The 23322-nt window shown below is 69.1% G+C and carries 20 protein-coding genes; 17 read left to right on the plus strand and 3 right to left on the minus strand.

Annotated features, from left to right (window positions below):
* The first annotated feature begins 264 nt into the window (after positions 1 to 264).
* The 4 genes from HBH26_RS18840 to mhpA are packed head-to-tail and all read left to right on the plus strand — an operon-like array spanning position 265 to position 7185.
* Complete coding sequence (locus HBH26_RS18840) at positions 265 to 3501, plus strand: type ISP restriction/modification enzyme (protein WP_209308677.1); 3237 nt, start codon at positions 265 to 267, stop codon at positions 3499 to 3501.
* 23 nt (positions 3502 to 3524) lie between these two features.
* A complete protein-coding gene (locus HBH26_RS18845) occupies positions 3525 to 4541 on the plus strand; it encodes a VOC family protein (RefSeq protein ID WP_093068017.1) in 1017 nt (338 codons plus the stop codon).
* Complete coding sequence (locus HBH26_RS18850) at positions 4538 to 5371, plus strand: fumarylacetoacetate hydrolase family protein (RefSeq protein WP_093068019.1); 834 nt, start codon at positions 4538 to 4540, stop codon at positions 5369 to 5371. The genes HBH26_RS18845 and HBH26_RS18850 overlap by 4 nt, the downstream gene beginning before the upstream one ends.
* 2 nt (positions 5372 to 5373) lie before the next feature.
* Positions 5374 to 7185, plus strand: a complete 1812-nt coding sequence (gene mhpA, locus HBH26_RS20510; RefSeq protein WP_164518941.1) for a bifunctional 3-(3-hydroxy-phenyl)propionate/3-hydroxycinnamic acid hydroxylase MhpA — start codon at positions 5374 to 5376, stop codon at positions 7183 to 7185.
* Positions 7186 to 7187: 2 nt separating this feature from the next.
* Here mhpA and HBH26_RS18865 read toward each other — a convergent pair whose 3' ends face one another.
* Both HBH26_RS18865 and HBH26_RS18870 read right to left on the minus strand, forming a co-directional pair.
* On the minus strand, positions 7188 to 8432 hold the full coding sequence (locus HBH26_RS18865; protein WP_093068024.1) for a DUF1254 domain-containing protein: 1245 nt from the start codon (positions 8430 to 8432) through the stop codon (positions 7188 to 7190).
* Between the two features lie 80 nt (positions 8433 to 8512).
* On the minus strand, positions 8513 to 9175 hold the full coding sequence (locus tag HBH26_RS18870; protein WP_093068027.1) for a TetR/AcrR family transcriptional regulator: 663 nt from the start codon (positions 9173 to 9175) through the stop codon (positions 8513 to 8515).
* 198 nt (positions 9176 to 9373) lie between these two features.
* Here HBH26_RS18870 and HBH26_RS18875 point away from each other — a divergent pair, with 198 nt between their 5' ends.
* The 4 genes from HBH26_RS18875 to HBH26_RS18890 all read left to right on the plus strand — a co-directional run bounded on the left by HBH26_RS18875 (position 9374) and on the right by HBH26_RS18890 (position 12937).
* On the plus strand, positions 9374 to 10099 hold the full coding sequence (locus HBH26_RS18875; protein WP_093068030.1) for a response regulator: 726 nt from the start codon (positions 9374 to 9376) through the stop codon (positions 10097 to 10099).
* The gene (locus HBH26_RS18880; RefSeq protein ID WP_093068032.1) at positions 10093 to 11520 is read left to right on the plus strand and encodes an ATP-binding protein; all 1428 of its coding nucleotides are present in this window, start codon (positions 10093 to 10095) and stop codon (positions 11518 to 11520) included. Before HBH26_RS18875 ends, HBH26_RS18880 begins: the two co-directional genes overlap by 7 nt.
* Before the next feature lie 90 nt (positions 11521 to 11610).
* Positions 11611 to 12087 carry an RcnB family protein gene (locus HBH26_RS18885; RefSeq protein ID WP_093068035.1) on the plus strand — a complete coding sequence of 159 codons (477 nt, stop codon included), beginning with the start codon at positions 11611 to 11613 and terminating at the stop codon, positions 12085 to 12087.
* A gap of 43 nt (positions 12088 to 12130) precedes the next feature.
* Positions 12131 to 12937, plus strand: a complete 807-nt coding sequence (locus HBH26_RS18890) for a hypothetical protein (protein ID WP_093068038.1) — start codon at positions 12131 to 12133, stop codon at positions 12935 to 12937.
* A 79-nt stretch (positions 12938 to 13016) separates the two neighbouring features.
* Here HBH26_RS18890 and HBH26_RS18895 read toward each other — a convergent pair whose 3' ends face one another.
* A complete protein-coding gene (locus tag HBH26_RS18895) occupies positions 13017 to 13340 on the minus strand; it encodes a hypothetical protein (RefSeq protein ID WP_093068040.1) in 324 nt (107 codons plus the stop codon).
* A 139-nt stretch (positions 13341 to 13479) separates the two neighbouring features.
* On the opposite strand from HBH26_RS18895, the gene HBH26_RS18900 reads away from it, so the two are divergent.
* From HBH26_RS18900 to HBH26_RS18940, 9 genes are all read left to right on the plus strand, one after another.
* Positions 13480 to 14598: an efflux RND transporter periplasmic adaptor subunit gene (locus tag HBH26_RS18900; protein ID WP_093068043.1), complete on the plus strand. Its 1119-nt coding sequence runs from the start codon at positions 13480 to 13482 to the stop codon at positions 14596 to 14598.
* The gene (locus tag HBH26_RS18905; protein WP_093068046.1) at positions 14595 to 17678 is read left to right on the plus strand and encodes an efflux RND transporter permease subunit; all 3084 of its coding nucleotides are present in this window, start codon (positions 14595 to 14597) and stop codon (positions 17676 to 17678) included. The genes HBH26_RS18900 and HBH26_RS18905 overlap by 4 nt, the downstream gene beginning before the upstream one ends.
* On the plus strand, positions 17675 to 19012 hold the full coding sequence (locus tag HBH26_RS18910; protein ID WP_093068048.1) for a TolC family outer membrane protein: 1338 nt from the start codon (positions 17675 to 17677) through the stop codon (positions 19010 to 19012). The genes HBH26_RS18905 and HBH26_RS18910 overlap by 4 nt, the downstream gene beginning before the upstream one ends.
* 125 nt (positions 19013 to 19137) lie before the next feature.
* Positions 19138 to 19407 (plus strand): EF-hand domain-containing protein, encoded by a 270-nt coding sequence (locus tag HBH26_RS18915; RefSeq protein WP_093068051.1) that lies wholly within the window; start codon positions 19138 to 19140, stop codon positions 19405 to 19407.
* A 99-nt stretch (positions 19408 to 19506) separates the two neighbouring features.
* A complete protein-coding gene (locus HBH26_RS18920) occupies positions 19507 to 20259 on the plus strand; it encodes a response regulator (RefSeq protein ID WP_093068054.1) in 753 nt (250 codons plus the stop codon).
* Between the two features lie 38 nt (positions 20260 to 20297).
* Positions 20298 to 20729 (plus strand): hypothetical protein, encoded by a 432-nt coding sequence (locus HBH26_RS18925; RefSeq protein ID WP_125945985.1) that lies wholly within the window; start codon positions 20298 to 20300, stop codon positions 20727 to 20729.
* Positions 20730 to 21166: 437 nt separating this feature from the next.
* Positions 21167 to 21553 carry a hypothetical protein gene (locus HBH26_RS18930; RefSeq protein WP_093068059.1) on the plus strand — a complete coding sequence of 129 codons (387 nt, stop codon included), beginning with the start codon at positions 21167 to 21169 and terminating at the stop codon, positions 21551 to 21553.
* Entirely contained in the window at positions 21553 to 22008 is a 456-nt protein-coding gene (locus tag HBH26_RS18935) for a hypothetical protein (protein ID WP_093068062.1), read from the plus strand. The genes HBH26_RS18930 and HBH26_RS18935 overlap by 1 nt, the downstream gene beginning before the upstream one ends.
* A gap of 6 nt (positions 22009 to 22014) precedes the next feature.
* On the plus strand, positions 22015 to 23217 hold the full coding sequence (locus tag HBH26_RS18940; protein WP_209308678.1) for a DEAD/DEAH box helicase: 1203 nt from the start codon (positions 22015 to 22017) through the stop codon (positions 23215 to 23217).
* Positions 23218 to 23322 lie beyond the last annotated feature (105 nt).

Consider the following 23322-nt stretch of genomic DNA (forward strand, 5'->3'; position numbering starts at 1 on the left):
ACCAGCATCCCGATCTCGCCGCCTGACACACCGCCAAGCGAGCAGCCTAGACCACCGGGATGAGGGGTCCTTTTTCGACGCCGATCACCCCGCTACCGGGGTCCCTTTTCCACGCCGATCCACAAACAGATCGCGGAGGAGTTCTTCGAAGCCGTCCGTCGGGTCCATGCTTTGGGGGCCGGCACGCCTGAGACCGCCTACTATCCCGCGCTGAACACCCTGTTCGAGCGCGTGGGGGCTTCCCTCCGGCCCAAGGTGCTGCCCGTGTCGCAGCTCGCCAACACCGGCGCCGGCAGCCCCGATTTCGGTTTGTTCGCAGCGCGGCAGATTCAGAAGGGCGCACCGCGGCCGGGGCAGGCGCCCGAGCGCGGGGTAGTAGAGGTCAAGGGCGTCGCCGATGACAGCCTGTTCAAGTCGACACCCAAGCAGCTGACTAAATACTTCGAAGGCTATGGACTGGTCCTCGTGACCAACCTGCGCGCCTTCCAGCTGGTCGGACGCGGACCCGACGGCCAGGCCGCACGTCTGGAGGCGTTCGCGATCGCGCAGAGCGCGCCCGAGTTCTGGTCCCTCGTTCAAGAGCCGGCTGAAGCCGCCAAGTCAGTCGGCCGCGCGTTCGTCGAGTATCTTCGGCGCGCCTTCACGCAGAACGTCGCTCTCGTTCAACCCAAGGACGTCGCGTGGTTTCTGGCATCCTATGCTCGCGACGCACTGGCTAGGGTCGAGGCCGCTGGTGATCTGCCGGCGCTTAAGACGATCCGTACCGCGTTGGAGGATGCCCTCGGGATCACCTTCGAGGGCGAGAAGGGTGATCACTTCTTCAGGTCCACCCTCATCCAGACGCTCTTCTACGGGTTGTTTTCGGCGTGGGGCATCTGGGCGCGCACCACACCGCGCAACCCTGCGCGGTTCGATTGGCACTCGGCTGCATGGACCCTCCATGTGCCGTTCGTGGCGACACTGTTTCAGCAGCTCACCGCTCCGAAGCACATCAAGAAGCTGGACCTCGTCGAGGTGCTCGACTGGACCGGCGAGACGCTCAACCGGATCGACGCCAAGGAGTTCTTGAAGCGCTTCGAGGAAGGACGCGCTGTCCAGTACTTCTACGAGCCCTTCCTCGAGGCGTTCGATCCCAAGCTCCGGAAGCAGTTCGGAGTCTGGTACACGCCGGTCGAGGTGATCGACTACATGGTCGCGCGCGTCGACCGTGCTCTCAAGCACGACCTTGGCATTTCGGATGGGCTCGCTGACGAGCGGGTCTATGTCCTCGACCCCTGTTGCGGCACCGGGGGTTTCTTCAACTCCGTCCTGCGCCGGATTGAGGCGAACCTGGCTGCTCATGGGCTCGGTTCTGCCGTCGCGGATCGACTGCGAAGTGCCGCCTGCAACCGGGTGTTCGGCTTCGAGATCATGCCGGCGCCCTTCGTCGTCGCCCACATGCAGGCGGGCATCACGCTCTCGAACATGGGGGCGCCGATACCCGACGATGCGCGGCCGGGGATCTACCTGACCAACGCCCTCACCGGGTGGGAACCGCACACGAACAAGCCCCTGCCCTTCGCGGAACTGGAGGAAGAGCGGGCCTCGGCCGATGCCGTGAAACAGACCAGGCCGATCCTCGTCGTACTCGGAAACCCGCCCTATGACGGCTTCGCCGGCGTGTCCTCCAATCCGGAGGAGCGGGCGCTCTCGAACGAGTACCGGAAGGTGAAGAAGGTCGCCCCCGCCCAGGGCCAGGGCTTGAACGAGCTCTACGTCCGCTTCTTTCGAATGGCTGAGCGGCGTATTGCCGAGAAGACGGGCCAGGGCGTGGTGTCGTTCATCTCCAACTACAGCTGGCTGGACAGCTCCAGCTGCTCCGGCATGCGGGAGCGATATCTGGAGGCATTCGACACGATCAACGTCGATTGTCTGAACGGGGACAAGTACAAGACCGGGAAGCGCACGCCTGATGGCTCGGCCGACCCATCCGTGTTCGCGACCACGGCCAACCCTGCCGGCATCCAGGTGGGCACGGCGATCGTCACGATGGTGCGCCACCAGGATCATCAGCCGACCGATGTGATCGGCTTCCGTAACATCTGGGGCGCCGGCAAGAGGGAGGCGCTTGCCGCGACGGCGGAAGCCGACCCGGCGACCCTCTACGAGTCCGTGGCTCCGACCTTGCCGATGCGATTGCAGTTCATGCCGTTCGACGTCGATCCGGCGTACTTTGAATGGCCTCTGCTACCCAGCTTGCTGCCTGTCGGGTTTCCGGGCGTCAAGACGAGTCGGGACGAGTTCCTGGTCGACGTCGACCGGGACGCGCTTGAGCGCAGGATCGAGCGTTATCTCGACCCGAAGACGACGGACGCCGAGCTCGCGAAGTCGCACCCTGCTCTCGTGAACACGACCGAACGGTACAACGCGGCAACCACGCGCAAAGCGCTGATCGAGCGGAAATATCAACTCGGCCAAATCGTGCGCTATGCCTACCGGCCCTTTGACGTTCGTTGGGCATATTGGGACCCCGACACCAAGCTGATTGACGAGAAACGCCCCGAGTTTTTCGCCAATGCAGAAGTAGGAAACCGATTCCTCACGGCCGGCGTCCGGAACCGCATGGGGGTCTATTACAAGCCCCAGTCCGTCAGCGTTCTCGGCGATCACCACCTTGTCGAGAGCAACGTGTCGATCTTCCCGGCCCGGGTTCGTCAGGACACCCAGAATGTCGAGCCGAACCTCGCCAAGTCGGTGAAGACGATGCTGGCCGAGCGGGATCTCACGAGTGACCAGCTGTTCGACCACGTTCTCGCCACCCTGAATGCGCCGGTCTACGAGGCGCGGTACATCGATGCCCTTCGTGTCGACTGGCCTCGCATCCCGATCCCGGCGTCGAACGAGACGTTCGCGCGCTCTGCGGCGCTGGGGGCAAGACTTGCGGCTCTCCTCGATGTCGAGGTGGCCGTGGATGGTGTCAGCCGCGGGGCGCTGTTGCCGGGACTGTCCTCGATCGGATTGCCCTACGGCTCGTCCTACGAGGTCACCGCGGGCTGGGGTTCGGTACAGCGGAAGGACAGCGGAACGCGACTGATCATGCCCGGCGCGGGCATGGCGACAGAAAGGGAGTGGACCGAGGCGGAACTGGAGGCTCTGCGCCAGATCGCAACCCGGCACGGCCTTTCGTTGGCTGCATTGCTGGACGTCACCGGTGATAGAGCCGTCGACATCGAGATGAACGGGACGGCGGGTTGGCGGGCTGTGCCGTCCAAGGTGTGGAGCTACACTGCGGGCGGCTACCAGGCCCTCAAGAAGTGGCTTTCGTACCGCGAAACGGCGATTATGGGGCGACCGCTTCGTGGTGAAGAGGTGCTTCACTTCGCACAAACGGCGCGTCGGATCACAGAGATCCTCGCTATGGGACCGGCGCTGAATGCGACGCATGACGAAGCGCGAGCGGACGCGATCGTCTGGACCGCGAGGGATGAAACGGGCCAGGTCGTCGTCGATGACAATGACTAAACAGTCAATATAGAGGCGCGGTGATGAGCATCACGCGGGTAGAGGATATCGGGCATGTGCGCTTCGCAGCGCCGGACCTGGCGGAAATGCGCCGTTTTCTCGAGGAGTTCGGGCTTTCCTGCTTTGAACGGGACGGGCGCCTGTACGGCCGCGGATCGGATGGCGCGCCGTTCGCGCATGTGACCGAGCGGGGCGAAGCGGCATTTCTGGGGCTGGGCCTGCGGCTGGCGGATCGCGAGTCGCTGGAGCGCTTGGCGGACAGCGAGGGCGCGCGCGTCGAGCCGTTCGATGCGCCGGGCGGCGGCTGGGTGGTCCGGCTGCGCGATCCGGACGGCAATGCGGTGGAGGCGGTCGCCGGGCAGGCGTGGGACGAGGCGGGGGCGCACGTGCCGGAAAGCGGGTTCAACTCCGCGGCGCTGCGGCGGCGGCTGCGCAGCGCGGTGCGGCTGGCGCAAGGCCCTTCGCGCGTCCGGCGGCTGGGCCATGCGGTGCTCAACGTCGCGGATTTCCGGCGATCGGAGCGCTGGTACAAGGAACGTTTCGGCTTCATCACCTCCGACGAGATCGAGGCGGCGCCGGGCGTGGCGCTGGGCGCCTTCATGCGCTGCGACCGCGGCGACCAGCCGACCGACCACCATACGCTGTTCCTGGCGCAGCTGCCCGGCGGGCCGGGGTTCAACCATGCCGCTTTCGAGGTCGCCGGGCTGGACGACCTGATGCTGGGCCATGCGCATCTGAAGGCCAGGGGGCGCAACGCGGCCTGGGGAGTGGGACGGCACAAGCTGGGCAGCCAGATCTTCGATTACTGGAAGGATCCCTGGGGGCACGAACTGGAGCATTGGACTGACGGCGATCTGTTCACCGCCGAGGACGGATCCAACAAGGCGACCGTGCGCGACATGCTCGACGTGCAATGGGGCAGCCCGTTCCCGGCGCTCGCCGGCAAGCGTGCGCCGAGTTTCGAGAATGTCGGGCGGCTGATGGCGTTCAACATCAGGTTGCGGCAGCTGTTCCGCCGCGGACGAAAGGAAGTGGCATGAAGCTGGCGCGCTACGAGCAGGGCGGCGAGGCGCGGATCGGCGTGGTCGCCGGCGACCGGATCGTCGATGCCGGGGCAGGATCGATGATCGACCTGATCGCCGATTGGGACACGCGGGGCGATGCGCTTGCGTCGGCGTCGACGGGAGAGGGGCTGCCGCTCGCTTCGGTGCGGCTGCTGGCGCCGGTGCCGCGCCCGGGCAAGATCTTCGCGATCGGCCTCAACTATGCCGATCATATCGCCGAATCGAACATGGAAACGCCGCAGCGGCAGGTGTGGTTCACCAAGGCGCAGACCTCGATCAACGGACCGCATGATCCGATCCTGATCGCGCGCAATGCGCCGTTCGTCGATTACGAGGTGGAACTGGTGGCGGTGATCGGGCGGCGCGCCAAGCACATCGCGGCGGCGGACGCGGCGGCGCATGTCTTCGGCTATTGCGTCGGCAACGACGTGACCGAGCGGATGTGGCAGCATGCCGGCCCGCAATGGGCATTGGGCAAGTCGTTCGACACGCATGCCCCGATCGGCCCGTGGATCGTCACGGCGGACGAGATCGGCGACCCGCACGACCTGGCGATCCGCTGCTTCGTCAACGGCGAGCAGCGGCAGGCGTCGAACACGCGGCATCTGGTGTTCGATCTGTGGCAGCAGATCGAGCATCTGTCCGCCGCGATGACGCTGGAGCCGGGCGACCTGATCTTCACCGGCACGCCGGGCGGCGTCGGTGCGGCGATGGAGCCCAAGCGCTTCCTGAAGCCGGGCGACACGGTGCGCTGCGAGATCGACCGCATCGGCGCCATCCAAGCCACGATGGTGGCGGAAGACTGACGGTGGCGCAGGACCGGACGTGCGACGTCCTGATCGTCGGCGCGGGGCCGACGGGATCGGCGCTGGCGCTGTTCCTGGCACAGCAGGGCGTGCGCGTGCTGATCGCGGACAAGGCAGCGGACATCTACCCGCTGCCGCGCGCGGCGCATATCGATCATGAAACGGTGCGCATCTTCCAGGCGCTCGGGCTGGCGGCACCGATCATGGCATCGTGCCGGCAGGCGCCGCGCTACGACTTCGTCAATGCCAGGGGCGACGTGCTGCTGCGCTTCGATGGCGCGGACCGCATCGGTGCGGGCGGATGGCCGGCGGCGAACATGATCCACCAGCCGTCGATCGAGCGGGCGCTGCGCGACGCGCTGCACGCCAACCCGGCGATCACGCTGCGCACCGGCTGGACGCTGCAGGCGCTGGCGATGGACGACGACGGTGCGACGGCGCGGTTCGCCGACGGCGCGGACGAAACAACAGTGCGCGCGCGCTTCGTCGTCGGGGCGGACGGCACGCGCAGCGCGACGCGCGCCCTGGCGGGGATCGCGCTGGACGATCTGTGCTTCGACGAACCGTGGCTGGTGATCGATGCGATCGTGCATGACGCGGCGCGGCTGCCGACGATCAACCTGCAGATCTGCGATCCGGCGCGGCCGACGACCTGCGTGCTGATGGGGTCGGGGCGGCACCGGTGGGAGTTCATGCTGCGGCCGGGCGAGACGCCCGAGCAGGCGACCGACCCGGCGTTCGTCGCCGCGCTGCTCGCGCCGTGGAACGTCGAGGGCGCGGTCGAGGTCGAGCGGCTGGCGGTCTATCGCTTCAACGCGCGGGTGGCGCATCGCTGGCGCGCCGGGCCGGTGCTGCTGGCGGGCGATGCGGCGCACCAGATGCCGCCGTTCGCGGGGCAGGGCATGTGTTCGGGCCTGCGCGACGCGGCCAACCTCGGCTGGAAGCTGGCGGCGGTGGTCGCAGGGGACGCGCCGGCGACGCTGCTCGACACCTATCAGGCCGAGCGCGAGCCGCATGTCCGCCAGATCATCGCGCTGGCGATGATGATGGGGCGCACGGTCTGCGAGCTCGATCCCGAGATCGCCGCCGCGCGCGACGTGCAGATGATCGCCGCGCGCGCCCAGGCGGGCGAGATGCGACCGCCCGCGGCGGCGCTGGCGAACGGGCATCTGCTGGCCGGGTCGGCGGCGGCAGGCGACTATTTCCCGCAATTCCTCGGCGCGGCGGGCGAGCGGCTGGATGACGTGCTGGGGGCTGGAGCGTGGCTGCTTGCTGACGCGCCGATCCCCACGGGGGAGGGCGGCGTTCGCGCCGCGGATCTGTCGCACCCCGCGCTGGCGCCGTTCGCGGCGGCGATCGCCGAATGGCTGCGCACGCGCGACGTGCCCGCGGTGCTCGTTCGGCCGGACCGCTATGTGTTCGGGACGGGGACGCCGTCCGATCTTCAGGCCGCCTATCGCTTCGCCACGGCGGCGCAATCACCGGTGCCGGACGGCGCCTTCATACGGGAGAGTGAAATGTCGATCGATGGAACCTACGACGTCGTCGTGAAATCGCCGATGGGCGAGCGCAAGTCGGTGCTGACGGTGCAGAGCGCCGGCGATCGCTTCACCGGCACCAATGCCGGCGACGCCGGTTCGTTCGACGTGTCCGGCGCGGTGAGCGGCAACACGCTGACGTGGCAGCAGAAGATCACCACGCCGATGCCGATGACGCTCGACATGACCGCCACGATCGAGGGCGACACGATCACCGGATCGGCCAAGGCGGGGGCGTTCGGGTCCTTCCCGCTGAGCGGGCAGCGGACCGGCTGACATCAGTCTGCCGGCTGGAGCGGCGGCATCCGGTAGATGCCGTCGAGCCATTCGGTGTGGGGAAGATAGGCGCGCATCACGATGCCGAACGGGCCGGCCGGGGCGGGCAGCCAGTTCACCTCCGGAACGTCCGCCGGCGGCTCGTGGCCGATCGCGATCGTCAGCCTGCCGTCCGCCGCCTTTGCGAGCCCGGGCGTCCGGTCGCCGATCGAATAGCGTTGCAGCGGATTGGCGGTGAGGAACATCTGCCCGTCGTCCGCCGCCTCGTACATCGTCAGCGACCAGAAGCCGTCGACCGGCGGCAGCGTATCGGCGGCGAAGTGCAGCCGCCATTGGCGGGTGCCGTCGTAGAGGCCGTCGCTGGTGCCGGTGCCTTGCAGGTACAGCGCCTCGACCGACGGCATCGCCGCCAGCCCCTTCAGCGCGACGGCGGCGCGATAACGATAATCCTGGCCGAAGTCGCCGACGCCGTGCCCGGGCTGGAGCCAGCCGTCCACGGCGCGTGCGCCGATCCCGCCGGCGGCGACGGCCCAGTGTCGCGCCTGCTGCACGCCCGTCGCGATCGCCTGCGCCGCGTCAGGCGAGAAGCGCGTCGGATCGAACCGCCCCTCGCCGATGCCCAGCCCCGCGATCCGACGCCGCAGCGCGAGATCGGTGGCGGGCGGCGGATTGGCCACCATCATGGCATCGACGGCGGCGAGATAGTCGGCCCAGTCGGCGGTGCGGCTGGCGAGCGGCGTCCAGTCGCGCGCGGCGGGTGCGTCGAGCGTGATCGCCTGCTGCACCGCTCGTGCCGCCTCCAGGTCCGCCGGCCCGTCGACCAGCACGCGCGCCAGCCCCCAGACGAAGTCGGTCGGCGCGCGGATCACCATCGGGCCGGTCTCGTCGGAGGACGGGCCGACGATGCGGAAGGTGCCGCCCTCGGCCCCGGTGGTGCGGGTGCCCAGGATGGCGAAATTGTTGGTCCAGGCGTCCATCAGCGCGAAGGACAGGTAACGCTCTCCGGCAGGCGGCAGGGTGAGCGTCGCGGGACCGTGGCTGAGGTCCAGGTGCGCGCTGGAATAGAGCGTGTCGTTGTTCGGCAGCGTCACCTCACGATCGCGCGGCGTGAGCAGCCGGTGGACGTGGTGCAGGCGGTTCTGCTGCACGCCCAGGCGCAGCACGCGGGTGCGGGTGGCCGCCATCTCGATCAGCGGCAGGCCATACAGCCATGCCTCTGCGGCCTGCTCCTCGAGCGTGTGGCGCATCGTTCGCTCTCCTCGACCTCGTCCAGCGCCCTGTCCTGCCGCGCGGCAGTGGCATCGGCAAGCTCAAACTGACCGAACGGTCAGTCGGTGCGATCAGCCTCGTGGCGCTGCGGGCGGATGATGGCGTCGGCCGCCTGCGCGGCGATCAGCTCGGCCTCCGGCGGCGCCAGGCCGAAGGAGCGCAGCGTCATCGCGCACAGCTGCTGAGTCTGCACCAGCGGCGACCAGTCGTCGTGATGCCGCACGGTGGAATAGAGCAGGATGTGCGCCACCCCCATCACGAAGAGCAGCCCGGCCTGCACCGTGGGCAGCGCCAGCCGCCCGCTACGCAGCCCGGCGGCGAGATCGTGGCGCAGGCCGTCGTTCAGCGCCTCGCTCGCCGAGCGGCGCGGATCGTTGTGAAGCAGGATCGCGCCCTCCGCCGGCGATTCGACGACGCTCGCGACATAGACGCAGATCGCGCGCGTCAGGCGCACCGCGGGATCCTCGATGCCGGCGTTGATCGTCGCGATCCGTTCCTCGACGGTGGACCGGATCTCGGTGACGATGGCGGTGAGCAGCGCATCCTTGTCGTCGAAATGGTTGTAGAAGGTGCCCTTGGCGACGCCGGCCGCAGCGACGATGTCGTCGATCGCCACCGCATCGATCGCCCGTTCCGCAAACAACCGCCGGCCGGCGGCGAGCAGGGCATTGCGGGTGCGCAGGACGCGGGCTTGGGGGACTGGCGGGGAAGCGATCGTCACCCGGCTGGCATGCCGCAGGCGGCGGCTGCGTTCCAGTCACTTGTCACCGCCGGGCGGGTGGCCGCCATCGCTCTGTTACGTTTCGTTACGCGCCGTCACGCGGCAGCGGCACAGCGCCGCGCCGCTTGCGCTACGCACCGCAGGGCGCCGCGCCGCTCGCGGGTCGGCGCGATGATCGCGGGTGGACGGAGCTGAGGGATGAGCGTCGCGGACACGATGGTGGCAGTGATCGAGGACGATCCGGGAATCCGTGATCTCGTCACCGACCTGTTGCGCCGCGAAGGGTTCGAGGTGCTCGCCTATGCCGATGCCGCCTCCTTCTTCCGCTCGGCACCGGTCGAGCGGCTCGATTGCCTGATCCTCGACGTCATGCTGCCCGGGGAGGACGGGCTGTCGATCTGCCGCACGCTGCGCGCCGCGCGCCCGCGGCTGCCGATCCTGATGGTCAGTGCCAAGGGCGATGACGTCGACCGGATCGTCGGGCTGGAAGTGGGCGCGGACGATTACCTCGCCAAGCCGTTCAACGCGCGCGAGCTTCTGGCCCGTGTTCGCGCGGCGCTTCGCCGGCTGCGCGCCGGCAGCGAGGCGGCGGCAGGAGAAGAGGCGGCGATCTACCGCTTCGCCGGCTGGACGCTGTCCGCCGGCAATCGCAGCCTAACCGCGCCGGACGGCGCGCTGGTCAATCTGACCGGCGGCGAATTCGACCTGCTGCTGGCGCTGGTGTCGCATCCGCAGCGCGTGGTGACGCGCGACCAGTTGCTCGACTGGACGCGCGGCAAGGTGGCGACGCCCTTCGATCGCGCGGTCGACGTCCAGCTCAGCCGCCTCCGCCGCAAGATCGGCGACGATCCGCGCGAGCCGGCGATGATCCGCACGATCCGCGGCGACGGCTATATGTTCGCGATGCCGGTGGCGCGATGCTGAAGCCGTCCAGACTGTTCGGCGGGCTGCGCGCGCGGCTGGGCGGGCTGCTGCTGCTCCACACGCTGACGGTGGCGGCGCTGCTGGTGCTGTTGCTCGTGGGCTTCGGCAAGCCGCGCCAGACCTTCTACCGCCTGCCGGAGGCCGACGAAGTAGCGCTGATCGTGCATGCGATCGAGCGCGCGCCGGCGGACGTGCGCCCGGCCGTGGTGGCGGCGGTGAGCACCGATTTCCGTCATGTCCGGCTGGTCCGGGCACCGGCGCCCGGCGAACAGCCGAGCGTGGCGCCGGCGGTTGCCGGTCGATTGGCGGCAAAGCTCGCGATGGCGTGGCAGCGCGAGGCGGCGGCGTCGCCCGACGATCTCGCCGCGGCCTATCGCGCGGTGCTCGGGGCGCGACCGGTCCACGTCCGGGTCGCCGATCATGAGGAACTGCGCGATTTCGGCGGCGGGCGCGTGCTGTCCGACGTGCCCGTCCGTGTCCTGGTACCCTTGCCCGACGAGGGGGGGCGCGACGGGGTGGCGGTCGAGATCGTCCGGATTACGCCGCCCGTCGTGACCCGGCTGGTGCGCTTCTTCCCGGCGCTGATCGGAGTGATCGCGGTATTGCAGGTGGTGGCGATCGTCGTGCTGGCCTGGCAGACCACGCGGCCGGTGTCGCGGCTGCTGGCGGCGGTGCGCAGCGACGGCGCGGGCAAGCCCGATCCGCAATGGCCGACGGGCGGCCCGCGCGAGATCCAGGAACTGGGCGCGGCGTTCGCCGACCGCAGCCGCCGGCTGAAGCAGCTCGCCACGCAGCGCACGCGCATCATGGCGGCGGTGGCGCACGATTTCCGTACCTATCTGACCCGGCTGGAGCTGCGCGCCGATTTCATCGACGAGCCGCGTCAGCGCGATGCGGCCATGGCCGATCTGAAGGAGATGAGCGTCCTGCTGGACGACACGCTCACCTTCGCGCGCTACGCCGGCGAGACCGACCGCATTCCCGACGAGGTGATCGACCTCGACACGGAAATCACCGATGCGGTCGAGGTCCGCCGCGGGGTGGGCGAGGTCATCCTGGTCGATCCGCTGCCGCGCCCGGCGCAGGCGCAGGTCGCGCGCATCTCCTTCCAGCGCATGCTGGCCAACCTGCTCGACAATGCCATTCGCTACGGCGGGCATGCCGGGGTGCGGGTGACGCGGACGGACGGCTGGCTGATCGTCTATGTCGAGGACGAGGGGCCGGGCGTGCCGGAAGACCAGCTCGCCGGGCTGACCGAACCCTTCCACCGGCTGGAGCAATCGCGCGCGCGCCAGACCGGCGGGTCGGGGCTGGGGCTGTCGATCGTCGAGGCGCTGCTCGTGCGCCATGGCGGCCGGCTGACGCTCGCCAACCGGCCGGGCGGCGGGTTTCGCGCCGGGCTGTGGCTGCGCGCCGCCTGAGGCGATTGTTACAATGATTTACGCGGCGCTCGTCGTCGTGTTGCGCAGCCCGGCGAAACCTCCAGTCCTCGAAGAACTGGAGCGACCATCATGCGTATCAATCACGGCATCTCGATCGTCGGCGCCCTCGCGCTCACCGCCTGCACCGTCTCGCTCGGCGCCATGCCTGCCGCCGCGCAGGATCGCCACGGCCATGCCGTCCGCCGGACGACGATCGTCGGCCCTGAAGGCGGTCGGATCACGACGCGCGGCGCCGTCCGCTGGGATCGCGACAACCCCAATTGGTGGCACGGCCATCCGGGCTTTGCCGGCTACCACGGCCCGCGGCCGGGTTATTACTACGCGCCGCATCATGGCTATTATGCGGTGCCGCGCCCTTATTGGGGGCGCACCTGGGTGGTCGGCGCGACGGTGCCCGCCAGTATGCGCGTCTATGTCGTCAGCAATCCGGCCTTCTACGGCCTGACGGTGGCGCCGGCCGGCTATCGCTGGATCTACGTCAACAACAACATCACGCTGATCAACCGCAGCGGCGTGATCGTCCGCAGCGTGCCGCGCGTCTGGTGATCGCGCCGCCGCCGTTCCCCCGCACAGACCAGGACGACCCACAATGAAGCTCTACAAGATTGCCTCGCTGGCCGGCGCCATCGCCATGACCGGCATGTCGGTGGCGAGCGTCGCGGCGGCGCCCCCGCTGACGCTGCAGCCGATCAGCATCGGCGCGGAGACTGCGCGGTTCGACCGCGGCGTCGCCACCGTCAGCCTGACGACCCTGGCCGGGGCGGTCGAGGTGCGGCCGTTGCCCTTGCGCGACGATCGCACGCTCGCCTTTTCCGTCGCGGTGTACAATCGCAGCGGGCGGGCGGCGAACTTCGGCACGGAGAATGTGACCGCCAGCTTCGATCGCGTGCCGCTGCGCGTGCTCACCCATGACGACCTGGCCGATGCCGCCACGCACAAGGCACGCGACCGTCAGGTCGGCGCGCTGGCGCTGGCCGGCGTGCTGGCGGGCGTGGCTTCCACCGCCTCCACCACGCGTTACGGCTATCGCGTCGTGCATACCCCGCGCGCCACCTATGCGCGGGCGATCTCGTGGCAGGACAACAGCATCGGCGCGGCGGGGGCGGTCGCGGCAGTCGGCGCGGGGGCGATGGCAGCGCGCAGCATCGGCGAGCGGCTGGACTATACGCTCGACCGGATCGACGGCGAGACGCTGCAGACCACCACCGTCGATCCCGACGCCAGCCTCGGCGGGGTCGTCACGGTCGCGCTGTACGACGATCTGCGCAAGCGCCCGGGCGTCGTCCACATGACGGTGCGCTGGAACGGCGAACATTATCCCTTCGCCTTCCGCCTCGCGCCGCCCGGCGCCCCGGCGCAGGAGATGCCGGCGACCCAGCCCGGCGACGGCTTCTAGCCCACGCACTGCCCACCCCCGGTTTCTCGCGAGCCGCCGCTTCCTTGTCGAAGCGGCGGTTCGTTCGCGTCGGTCCAATTCAGGCCGTGACCTCGGCGCGCACGGGCTGCGCGGCGCTGCGGCAGCCTCGTCCCGCCGGGCCGGCCATGCCGGTCAGCAATTGCAGGGCAAGGCGGGCGTGCAGGCGGGCGAGGGCGGCGTGGCACGCCTCGGCGCGCGGCACCAGCGCGCCGATCGCCATGCGGGTTTCCTGCTCGGCGCGGCGAAGGTGATAGGACAAATCGTTGTGCGGCATGATCGGTGACGGAGCCTTGCTGACTGCCGGCAACGGCGCCGACCCGTCCGCTCTATCCACCCCGTCCCGCGCGGTGATGATGGCCGTGAAACAGTTCGTGTCGCGCATGTATCGCCCGTGCCGCGCAACGGATGGCTGACACAAAGTGACACGGAGTGTTGCGAAGCCCGCACACCCGCGCGGGGTGCGGCCTCTACATCGTCCCCCTCGCGGGCGCCTTGCGTGCGCCCCCTTCAGGGAGTCCGCCATGCCGTCCGATCCGCGCGCCGGCGCGCAGCAGCCCGCTTGTCGTGCTTGGCAAGGCGGCGCGGCCGCGATGCTGGCGCTCGCCCTTGCCGCCTGTGGCGAGCCGGAGCCGACTCCCGTCGAGGTCCGCCCGGTGGCGGCGATGACGGTGCAGACGGGGCAGCGCGAGGCCGAACTCACCTATCCCGGAGAGCTGCGGTCGGGCTATGAAAGCGCGCTGAGCTTTCAGGTGGCGGGGCGGATCGTCGAACGTGCGGTCAGCACGGGCGACACGGTGAAGCGCGGGCACTTGCTCTACCGCATCGACGCGCTCGACTATCAGCGCAATCTCGACAGCAGCACCGCGCAGCGCCAGGCGGCGGCAAGCGCGGCGCAGACTCAGAACGCCAATCTCGCGCGCAATCGCGCGCTGCTGGCCGAAGGGTTCATCTCGCAGGCGGAATTCGATCAGCAGCGCGCCTCGACCGACCAGGCGCGCTCGCAGGTGCAGGTCGCCGATGCGCAACGCGCAACCGCCGCCACGCAGCTCGGCCGCACCACGCTGACCGCGCCGCGTGGCGGCGTCATCACCCAGACGACCGGCGAGGTGGGGCAGGTGGTCAGCGCCGGGCAGAGCGTGCTGACGCTGGCCGATCCGTCCAGGCCCGAGGTGTCGATCGCGGTGGCGGAAGGCGACGTCGCCACGCTGTCGCGCACGCAGGAGATCTACGTAACGATGTGGTCGCGGCCCGACAAACGCTATGCGGCGCGGGTCCGCAGCGTGGCGGGCGCCGCCGATCCCGCGACGCGCACCTTTGCCGTGCGGCTGGCGGTCAGCGCGCCGCCCGGCGAGCTGCGCTTCGGCGAAACCGCGCAGGTGCATGTCACGCGCGACGTCCCCGCGACCGACGCGCTCACCGTGCCGCTGACGGCGGTGCGCGGCGAGGGCAAGGGAACCATGGTGTGGGTGATCGACCGCGCCAGCATGACCGCGCGCAAGCGCCCGGTGCGGATCGTCTCGGCGAGCGGCAACCAGCTGCTCGTGCGCGGCCTCAGGCCCGGCGAGACGATCGTGACGGCCGGCGTCCACCTGCTGCGCGAGGGCGAGAAGGTGCGGATTGCCGAGGTGCCCAAGGCATGAAATTGCCCAACCTGTCCGAATGGGCGCTGCGCCACCAGCAGTTCGTCGGCTTCCTGATCGCGGTCGCGGTGGTGATGGGGGCGATGTCGTACCTCAACCTGGGCCGCAAGGAAGATCCCGAGTTCGCGGTCAAGTCGATGCTGATCAGCGTCGGCTGGCCCGGCGCCTCGGCGCAGGAAGTGGCCGAACAGGTGGTGAAGCCGATCGAACAGGCGCTGACCACCAACATTCCCGACATCGACTATATCCGCAGCAAGGCGCGCCCGGGCCAGGCGACGTTGAACATCACCTTGCTGCCGACCACGCCGGCGGGCAGCATCCCCGACCTGTGGTACACCGTGCGCAAGACGGTGGCGGATCATCGCGGCGACCTGCCCGACGATGTGGTCGGGCCGCAGTTCAACGATGAGTTCGGCACCACCTTCGGCAACATCTATGCGGTCACCGGCGACGGCTTCGCCTATCCGACGCTGCGCCGCTACGCCGAGGAACTGCGTGATCGCGTGATGCGGCAGCCCGACGTCGGCAAGGTCGACCTGCTCGGCGAGCAGGACGAGGCGGTCTATGTCACCTACGACAGCGCGCGGCTGGCGATGCTGGGGGTGTCGAGCCAGCAGATCGTCGAGGCGCTGCGCGGCACCAATGCGGTCAACCCCTCGGGCGTGCTCGAACTCGGGGCGGAGCGCGTGCGCCTGACCGTAAAGGGCGATTTCGACGCGCTGGCCGACATCGCCGCCACGCCGATCGCCGCCAACGGCAAGACGTTCCGCCTCGACGCCGTGGCGCGGGTGACGCGCGAGCCGGTCAATCCCGCAACGTTCCAGATGCGCTTCGGCGGCAAGGATGCGGTGGGTGTCGCCATCGCGCTGGCGTCGACCGGCGACGTCGACCGGATGGGCGAGGATCTGACGCGGATCGTCGGCGACTATGCCCGGACGCTGCCGGCGGGCGTGAAGATCCACACCGTGTCGGATCAGACGCATGTGGTGGCGGATTCGGTCGGCGAGTTCACCCGCTCGCTGATCGAGGCGATCGTGATCGTGCTGGCGGTGAACTTCCTCTCGCTCGGCTGGCGGCCGGGGATCGTGGTGGCGTTGTGCATTCCGCTGGTGCTGGCGATCACCTTCGTCGGCATGGAATATCAGGGAATCGATCTGCAGCGCATTTCGCTGGGCGCGCTGATCGTCGCGCTGGGGCTGCTGGTGGACGATGCGATTATCGTGGTCGAATCGATCAGCAGCCATCTGGAGGCGGGCTGGACGCGCGCGCGGGCGGCGGTGAGCGCCTTTCGCGTGACCGCGATCCCGATGCTGATCGGCACGATCATCACGATCGTCGGCTTCCTGCCGCTCGCGATCTCCAAGGCGACGGCGAGCGAATATGTGAAATCGCTGTTCCAGGTGGTGGCGCTGTCGCTGGCGATCTCGTGGATCGTGGCGGTGATCTTCACGCCGTTCCTCGCCTATCATCTCCTGCCGCAGAAGCCCGACGCGCGCGACGATGCCGGCGAGCCGGAGGAGCAATATGGCGGGCGCTTCTACGACCGGCTGCGCGGCGCGATCGACTGGTGCCTCGACCGGCGCGTGCTGGTGGTGGGGGTGAGCGCGGCCCTGTTCGTGGGATCGGTGCTGCTGTTCCGCGTGGCGGTGCCGCAGCAATTCTTTCCCGCCTCCGAACGACCCGAACTGGTGGTCGACCTCAACCTCAACGAGAATGCGAGCTTCGAGCAGACCAAGGCGGTGGCGCAGCGGATGGAGCGGCTGCTGGCGGGCGACGAGCGGATCGTTTCCGTCACCAGCTATGTCGGGGGCGGCTCGCCGCGCTTCTACCTGCCGCTGAACGTGCAGACGCCGGACATCGCGCTGGCCGAGCTGGTCGTCGTCACCCGCGACGAGGAAGCGCGCGAGGAGGTGTTCGCCAGGCTCCAGCAATTGTTCGCCAGCTCCTTTCCCGAAGCGCGCGGGCGCGTGAGCCGGCTGGAGAACGGCCCGTCGGTGGGTCAGCCGATCCAGTATCGCGTCGCCGCCCGCGACCTCGCCACCGCGGCGCCGCTCGCGGAGAAGGTCGCGGCATTGCTGCTCGCCGATCCCAATGCGCGCAGCGTGACCGACGATCTGGGCGAGCCGCTGAAGACGATGCGGATCGAGCTGGATCAGGACAAGGTCCGCGCGCTGGGGCTGTCGACCGAGACGGTGGCGCAGTCGCTGCAGGCGGCGATCGGCGGCGCGGTGGCGACCACCTTCCGCGACGGCGACCGGTCGCTCGACGTGACGATGCGGCTCGCGCGCGCCGAGCGCACCGATCTCAGCCGCGTGTACAATCTGCCGATCGCCACGGCCGAGGGCGCGGTGCCGCTGTCGCAGATCGGGCGCATCCGCCCCAACGCCGAGCCGTCGATCCTCTACTGGCGCGGCGGCCAGCCGACGATCACCGTTTCCGCCGATGCCGAGGGAGTCGAGCCGACCGAGGTGATGAAGCGGCTGGCGCCCAAGCTCGACGACCTGCGCGCGACCTTGCCCGACGGCGCCTCGATCGTCGTCGGCGGGACGCAGGAGCAGAGCGCGATCTCGCGGCAGGCGACGCTGGCGGCGGTGCCGATGTCGATCTTCATCATCGTGCTGCTGCTGATGGTCCAGTTGCAGGACGTGCGCCGCATGCTGGTGGTGCTGGCCACCGGCCCGCTGGCGCTGATCGGCGTGGCGCTGATCATGGCGGCGTTCCAGATCCCGTTCGGCTTCGTCGCGATGCTCGGCGGCCTGTCGCTGTTCGGCATGGTACTGCGCAATTCGGTGATCCTGATCGCGCAGATCGACGTGCTGTCGGCGCATGCCGGCTCGCTGCGCGAGGCGGTGCGCGAGGCGGCGGTGCATCGCTTCCGCCCGATCATCCTGACCGCGCTCGCGGCGATCCTGGCGATGATCCCGCTGACCCGGTCGACCTTCTGGGGGCCGATGGCGGTGGCGATCATGGGCGGGCTGATCGTCGCGACGCTGCTCACCATCTTCTTCCTGCCCGCCTTGTACGAACTGGTCTTCGATCGCCGCGGGCATGGCCGGACCCAGGCGGAGGCCCAATCATGACCACTGCGATCCTCCTGGCGGCGGCGCTTGCCGCGCAGGTGCCCGGGCCGCCGATGAGCCTGGGCGACGCGTGGCGCGCGGCGCAGGGGCGCGACCCCGACATCCTCGCCGCCGAGGCGAAGCGCCGTGCCGACCGGGAGGCGGCGACGCAGGCCCGCGCTTTGTCGCTGCCCAAGGTGCAGGCGCAGGGCGACGTGACGGTCACGCGCACCGAGGTCGACGTCAACCTGCCGCCGGACCTCGCGCCGTCGTTCGGCGGCACGCAGACCGGCGGCCGCGCGACGACCAGCGTGCAGGCGGCGATGCCGATCTACGATCTGGGCAACCGCGCCGACGCGACGAAGCTGCGCGCGCGCGCCGCGGCGGGCGAGGAGCAGTTCGACGGCGAGGCGCAGGGGCTGATCCTGCGCGTCGCCCAAGCCTATTTCGACGTGGCCGAGGGCGAGGAGACGGTGGCCAGCTATGCGGCGCAGTTCGACGCCTATGAGCTGCAGCGGCGCGGCGCGCAGGCGCGGTTCGACGCCGGCAAGGCCAAGATCACCGACGTGCGCGAGGCGGAGGCGCAGCGCGATGCGGCGCAGGCACAGCGGCTGGTCGCCGAGGCGCAGCTCGCCGCCGCGCGCGCGACCTTTGCCGAACTCGTCGGCCGGCCGGCGCTGAACCTGGCGCATGTCGGGCCGGACTTCGCCGCCGGGGTGCCACCGGTGACGCTGGACGCTGCCATGGCCGCGGCGGAGCGCGATGCGCCCGCCGTCGCCATCGCCGGGCACAGCGCGCGCGCCGCGGCGGCCGACATCGATCGCTATTCGGTCCGCGGCCGCCCGGTGGTGGAAGGAGTCGCCGGCTATCAGGGGCAGTATCGGCTGGGCGGTTCCAACGACGCCGGCCTGCTGCCGGATACGCTTCACGCCGCCACCGCGGGCGTTCGCCTGACCATTCCGCTGTACGCCGGCGGGGGCATCGCCTCCAAGCGGCGCGAGGCCGAGGCGACGGCCGGGCAGAAGGAGCAGGAACTGGCGGCGGCACAGCGCGATGCGCGGCTGCAGGCGCAGCGTGCCTGGTATGCCGTATCGACCGGCGCGGCGCGCACCGACGCGCTGCGCACGGCATTGCGGTCGGCGGAATTGCAGGAGCGCGCCGCCCGGACCGGCCTGTCGGTGGGCGTGCGGACGCAGACCGACCTGCTCAACGCCCAGGCGCAGCTATTCGCCACCCGGCGCGAACTGTCGGCGCAGATCTACGATTATTTGCTCGCGCAGCTGCAACTCGCCGCCGCCACCGCGACGCTGGACGGGGGTGACCTTGAGCGGCTCGACACCATGATCGCGCGCTAGACGCGAAGCCGCCGCCATCGTCACATTCTGTCACGCGGGCGAACAATCGCGCCCAATTCCATGTGGCGCATTCGGCTAATCGGCAGGCGTCAGTCGAGACACTGGCACCACATGGAGTAACAGTGATGCAGCGACTTATCCTTCCCGTCGTGATGATCGGCATGGTGCCGGCCGTGTCGGCGATGGCGCAGACCGATCCCGCGGCCCGGATCGAAAAGGCGCGCGCCGCCTTCGCCGCCACCGACACGAACAAGGACGGCGCGCTGAGCCTGCAGGAATGGACCGCCGCCGGTCGCAAGGAACGCGGGTTCAAGATGATCGACGCCGATCGTGATGGAAAGCTCACCCCGGCCGAGCTCAAGGCGATCGCCGACAAGTACGGCGCGCGCCGCTAACCTCGGCGCCCCCGTGCCCGCGCCGTCGCGTTCCTCCTCCGCGACGGCGCGGGCTTTTGGCGGACTGGCGAGCAAGCCGATTTCCTCTAGGGTCTTCGCATGGTGAGCCCGAACGACCCCAATTCCTGCAACGGTCGCAACCGGCTGGTCGCGATCGTCGAGGACGATCCCGGCATCCGCGACCTGCTGGCGAAGCTGCTCGAACGGGAGGGCTTCGACGTGCTCGCCTTCGACGCAGCGGCCGGGTTGATGGCGGCGGGCGTGTTCGAGCGGCTGGACTGCCTGATCCTCGACCTCATGCTTCCCGGCGAGGACGGCCTGTCGATCTGCCATGCGCTGCGCGTGCAATGGCCGCGGCTGCCGATCCTGATCGTCACCGCCAAGGACGATCCGCTGGATCGCGTGCTCGGGCTGGAGCTGGGCGCCGACGATTATCTCGCCAAGCCGTTCAATTCACGCGAACTGCTGGCGCGGCTGCGCTCGATCATCCGGCGCACGCGCGATCTGAGCGACGTCGCGGGCGATGCGGTGAATGCCAGCTTCCGGTTCAACGGGTGGCTGCTGCGGGTCGGCGCCCGCGATCTCAGCGACCCGGACGGCAAGCCTGTCACGCTGACGACCAGCGAATTCGATCTGCTGCATGCGATGGTGCTCCATCCGCAACGCGTGCTGTCGCGCGAGTTCCTGATCGACCGCACGCGCGGCGGGGCGGCGGAGACGATCGACCGCGTGATCGACGTGCAGGTCGGCCGCCTGCGCCGCAAGCTGGGCGACGATCCGCGCGAGCCGGCGCTGATCCGCACGGTACGCGGCGACGGTTACCTGTTCTCTCCTCCGGTCGTTCGGTGTTGAGGCGACTGCCGCCGATCAGTCTGCGCGTCCGCATCGGGTTGATCGTCGCGATCCATGCATTGCTGCTGCTCGCCACGTTGCACGTGTTCCTGTGCGGCGTGCCGGGAGCGAGCACGCGCATGTACATCTTGCCACCGGCGGATCGCGTGGCAGCGATCGTCCGTGCCTTTGACGCCGCGCCGCCGAGCGCCTGGCCTGCGCTGGTGCGCGCTTTCGGCGATGACCGACAGGCGCTGCGGCTGCTGCCGGCCTTTCCCGCACCGCGTGCCGCCGTGCGTCACGACGACGCGGCGGCCGCCGCCGCATCGCTCGCGCCAGCGAGGTGGAGCAGGTCGATGGTGAGGAGGAGGCTCTCGTCACTGACGATGCTTCGGAGGCGCCGTGAAGCACGCGCCGCTGGCCGCCCTACCGGTTGCAGCGATGCTGGTCGTGGCGGGTGTGTATGGAGCCGTAGAAAGTCGGCGCTCTGAGGCACCTGTTGCGGAAGCCCAGTCGCGAGCAAGGCAGGCGGCTCAACAGGCGGTGCCGCAGACAATCTTCGTCAAGCCGTGGGACAAGTACATTGAGTGCGGTGTTCAGCAACGCGATTTGCGTGAGTGCCGTCGGGAATACTGGCCGGGGCAGGTCTACCCGGATGAGGCAATCCCGGGCGAGAGGGAGCCCGGTCTAGTCTGGCGATGCGAGAGCGAGCGACGTGACAGGGGATCTCCACCTCAGAAGGTGTGCTACGCCGATGCCAGCGACGCGCGCAAGCGTGCATACCCCTGCCCTCAGACCGTCACCGGTCCCCGCCTCTCGATGGACGAGCCGGTCTGCGCCCCGGCGAAGTCCGTTCGCAATGGTGGGAAAGCCTGACGAGCAGCACTGGATAGTGCTACGCTAGGCTCGGAAACGGGGAGACGGCGGGGTGAAGGTAGCGTTCCTGATCGCGTTGGCGGTGGTGTCGCAGCCCGCTTTGGCGAAGGGGAGATCCGGTGTCACGGGCTTCACCTGCACCGCGAAAAACGGCGAGACCAAGCGGCTCAACGTGGATCTGAAGCGCGGCCGGTACGACCAGGGCGAGGGTAAAAAGCGGCTCGCGCGCGTGACCGACGGCACGATCGTGATCGACGCCCCGAACCCGGACCTGATGCGGACCTCGATGGGTCCGGTGCTGCGGACCGTCTCGCTTGATCGCACGACGCTCGTGCTGACGGACGAGACCCTCATCCCCGATCGCTCCATCAATCGCACCACGAGCTATCAGTGTGCCATGGGGCCGGCTGTCGACTTTACCGCCGGTCGGCGGTTCTAATGGCTGTGGAGCAGGCGCATAGCCCCGATGGCAGCGCTTCGAACGACAGCCACACTCTCACGTGGTCCGTCGACGGCTCAAGGTTCGAGCTGCAGGTTGGCAGCGACGCGGCGCGGCTCTGCCTGCCGGACGGGCAGCTGATCGATCTAACGAACCGGGAGTGGGCGGGTCTCGCCAACGCGATCGGGATGGTCGTGAAGACGCCCAAGCAGGTCACAAAGCCGGTCGCGAGGAAACAGTCCACCCAGGAGAAGGGGATCAACACCGGCGTCCGCTGGACCGAGGGCGACGACGCGGACCTGCTGCAGCGCTGGTCGAACGGGGCCACGCTCTCCGAGCTGATGACCCGCTTCGACCGTAACGAGGGTGGCATCACGTCGCGCTTGGTCAAGCTGAAGGCAGCGCCGACCCGGGAGGACATCCGCGTCGAGAACGAAAGGCGCCGGGAGGGCTGAACCCGCGTGAACGTGATCTCGCCCCCGTTGTCGCCGGCCCGTCCGGTCGGAGACGCGCCCGCCGCGTCGATCTGGGCCGAGACGCGCCGCGTCGTCCATGCGCGCGACTGTTATCGCTGCACCAGCTGCGGCTGCGAAGTCGGCCGCGACGCCGATGTTCACCACCTGTTGCCGCGGTCAATGGGCGGGACGGACGAGCTCGCGAACCTCGTGACGCTCTGCGACGGCTGCCACGCGGCTCATCACCCGATGCTTGCAGGCGGTCTGGCGCGGCGCGTGATCGAGCGCTGGGCTGTCCGCTTGGCGCGTCTCTTCGGCGGCGCACACGAGCTCGATCAGGCAACCGAGTATCTCGGCCCGGGGCTCCGCCTACTAGGCGTTGAGCGGTTCCGGGAGGGCCAGCTGGCGGTCGTGCAGGCCGCCCTGCAGGGCAAGTCGGTCCTGGTCGTTCGTCCAACGGGATCGGGCAAGACGCTCTGCTTCCAGCTGCCGGCGATCCTCCGGGCTGGACCGACCGTGGTGGTCTCACCCCTCAAGGCTCTCATGAGTGAGCAGGTGGCGTCGTTGCTCCGCAAGAAGGTCCCCGCCAGCTTCGTCAACAGCGACCTCTCGATGGAGGAGAAGAAGCTCCGCTACAGCCTGCTTCGCCGCGGTGCGATCAAGCTGCTGCACCTCGCGCCCGAACGGTTTTTCGTTCGGAGCGAAGCGGAGCGCGCGCGTCTTGCCGAGCTTCGTCCTGCCTTCCTAGTGGTGGACGAAGCTCATTGCGTCGACCAGTGGGGAGCGGACTTCCGGCCGGAGTATAGCCGGTTGGGCGATATCCGGCGTCAGCTCGGCAACCCGCCCGTTCTCGCCTTCACGGCGACGGCCGGGCAGGAGATGCAAGCGCGGATCCTCGCCTCGCTCGGCGCTGAAGACGCAGAAGTGTTCGTCAGCGGGGTCGACCGGCCCAACATCACGCTCCTGCGCTGGGCCGTCGCTGAGGACAGCAGGGCAGCGAAGATCGCGCAGCTCCTCGCGTTGCCGTTGCCCGAAGGCGGCAAGGCGATGGTGTTCGTGCCCTCCGCCCGGGTTGGAGAGGATCTGCAGGCCGCGCTTCGTAGCCTGGGCATGAACGTCCCGCTCTACCATTCGCGGCTCGGCCGACCATTCGAGCGCGAGCAGCTGGTCAAGCGCTTCACCAACCAGGGAGCACCTCAAGGTTTGTGACACGGACAGCGGTAAGCTGAACAGGTAGCGAACAGGGCGGCTCAGGCCACCTTGGCTCCGGGTCCGCCGGCGATGTTGAGTGCGCGGTAGCCGTCTTGATCGAGC

The sequence above is a fragment of the Sphingomonas corticis genome (assembly GCF_012035195.1).
GTDB lineage: Bacteria > Pseudomonadota > Alphaproteobacteria > Sphingomonadales > Sphingomonadaceae > Sphingomonas > Sphingomonas corticis.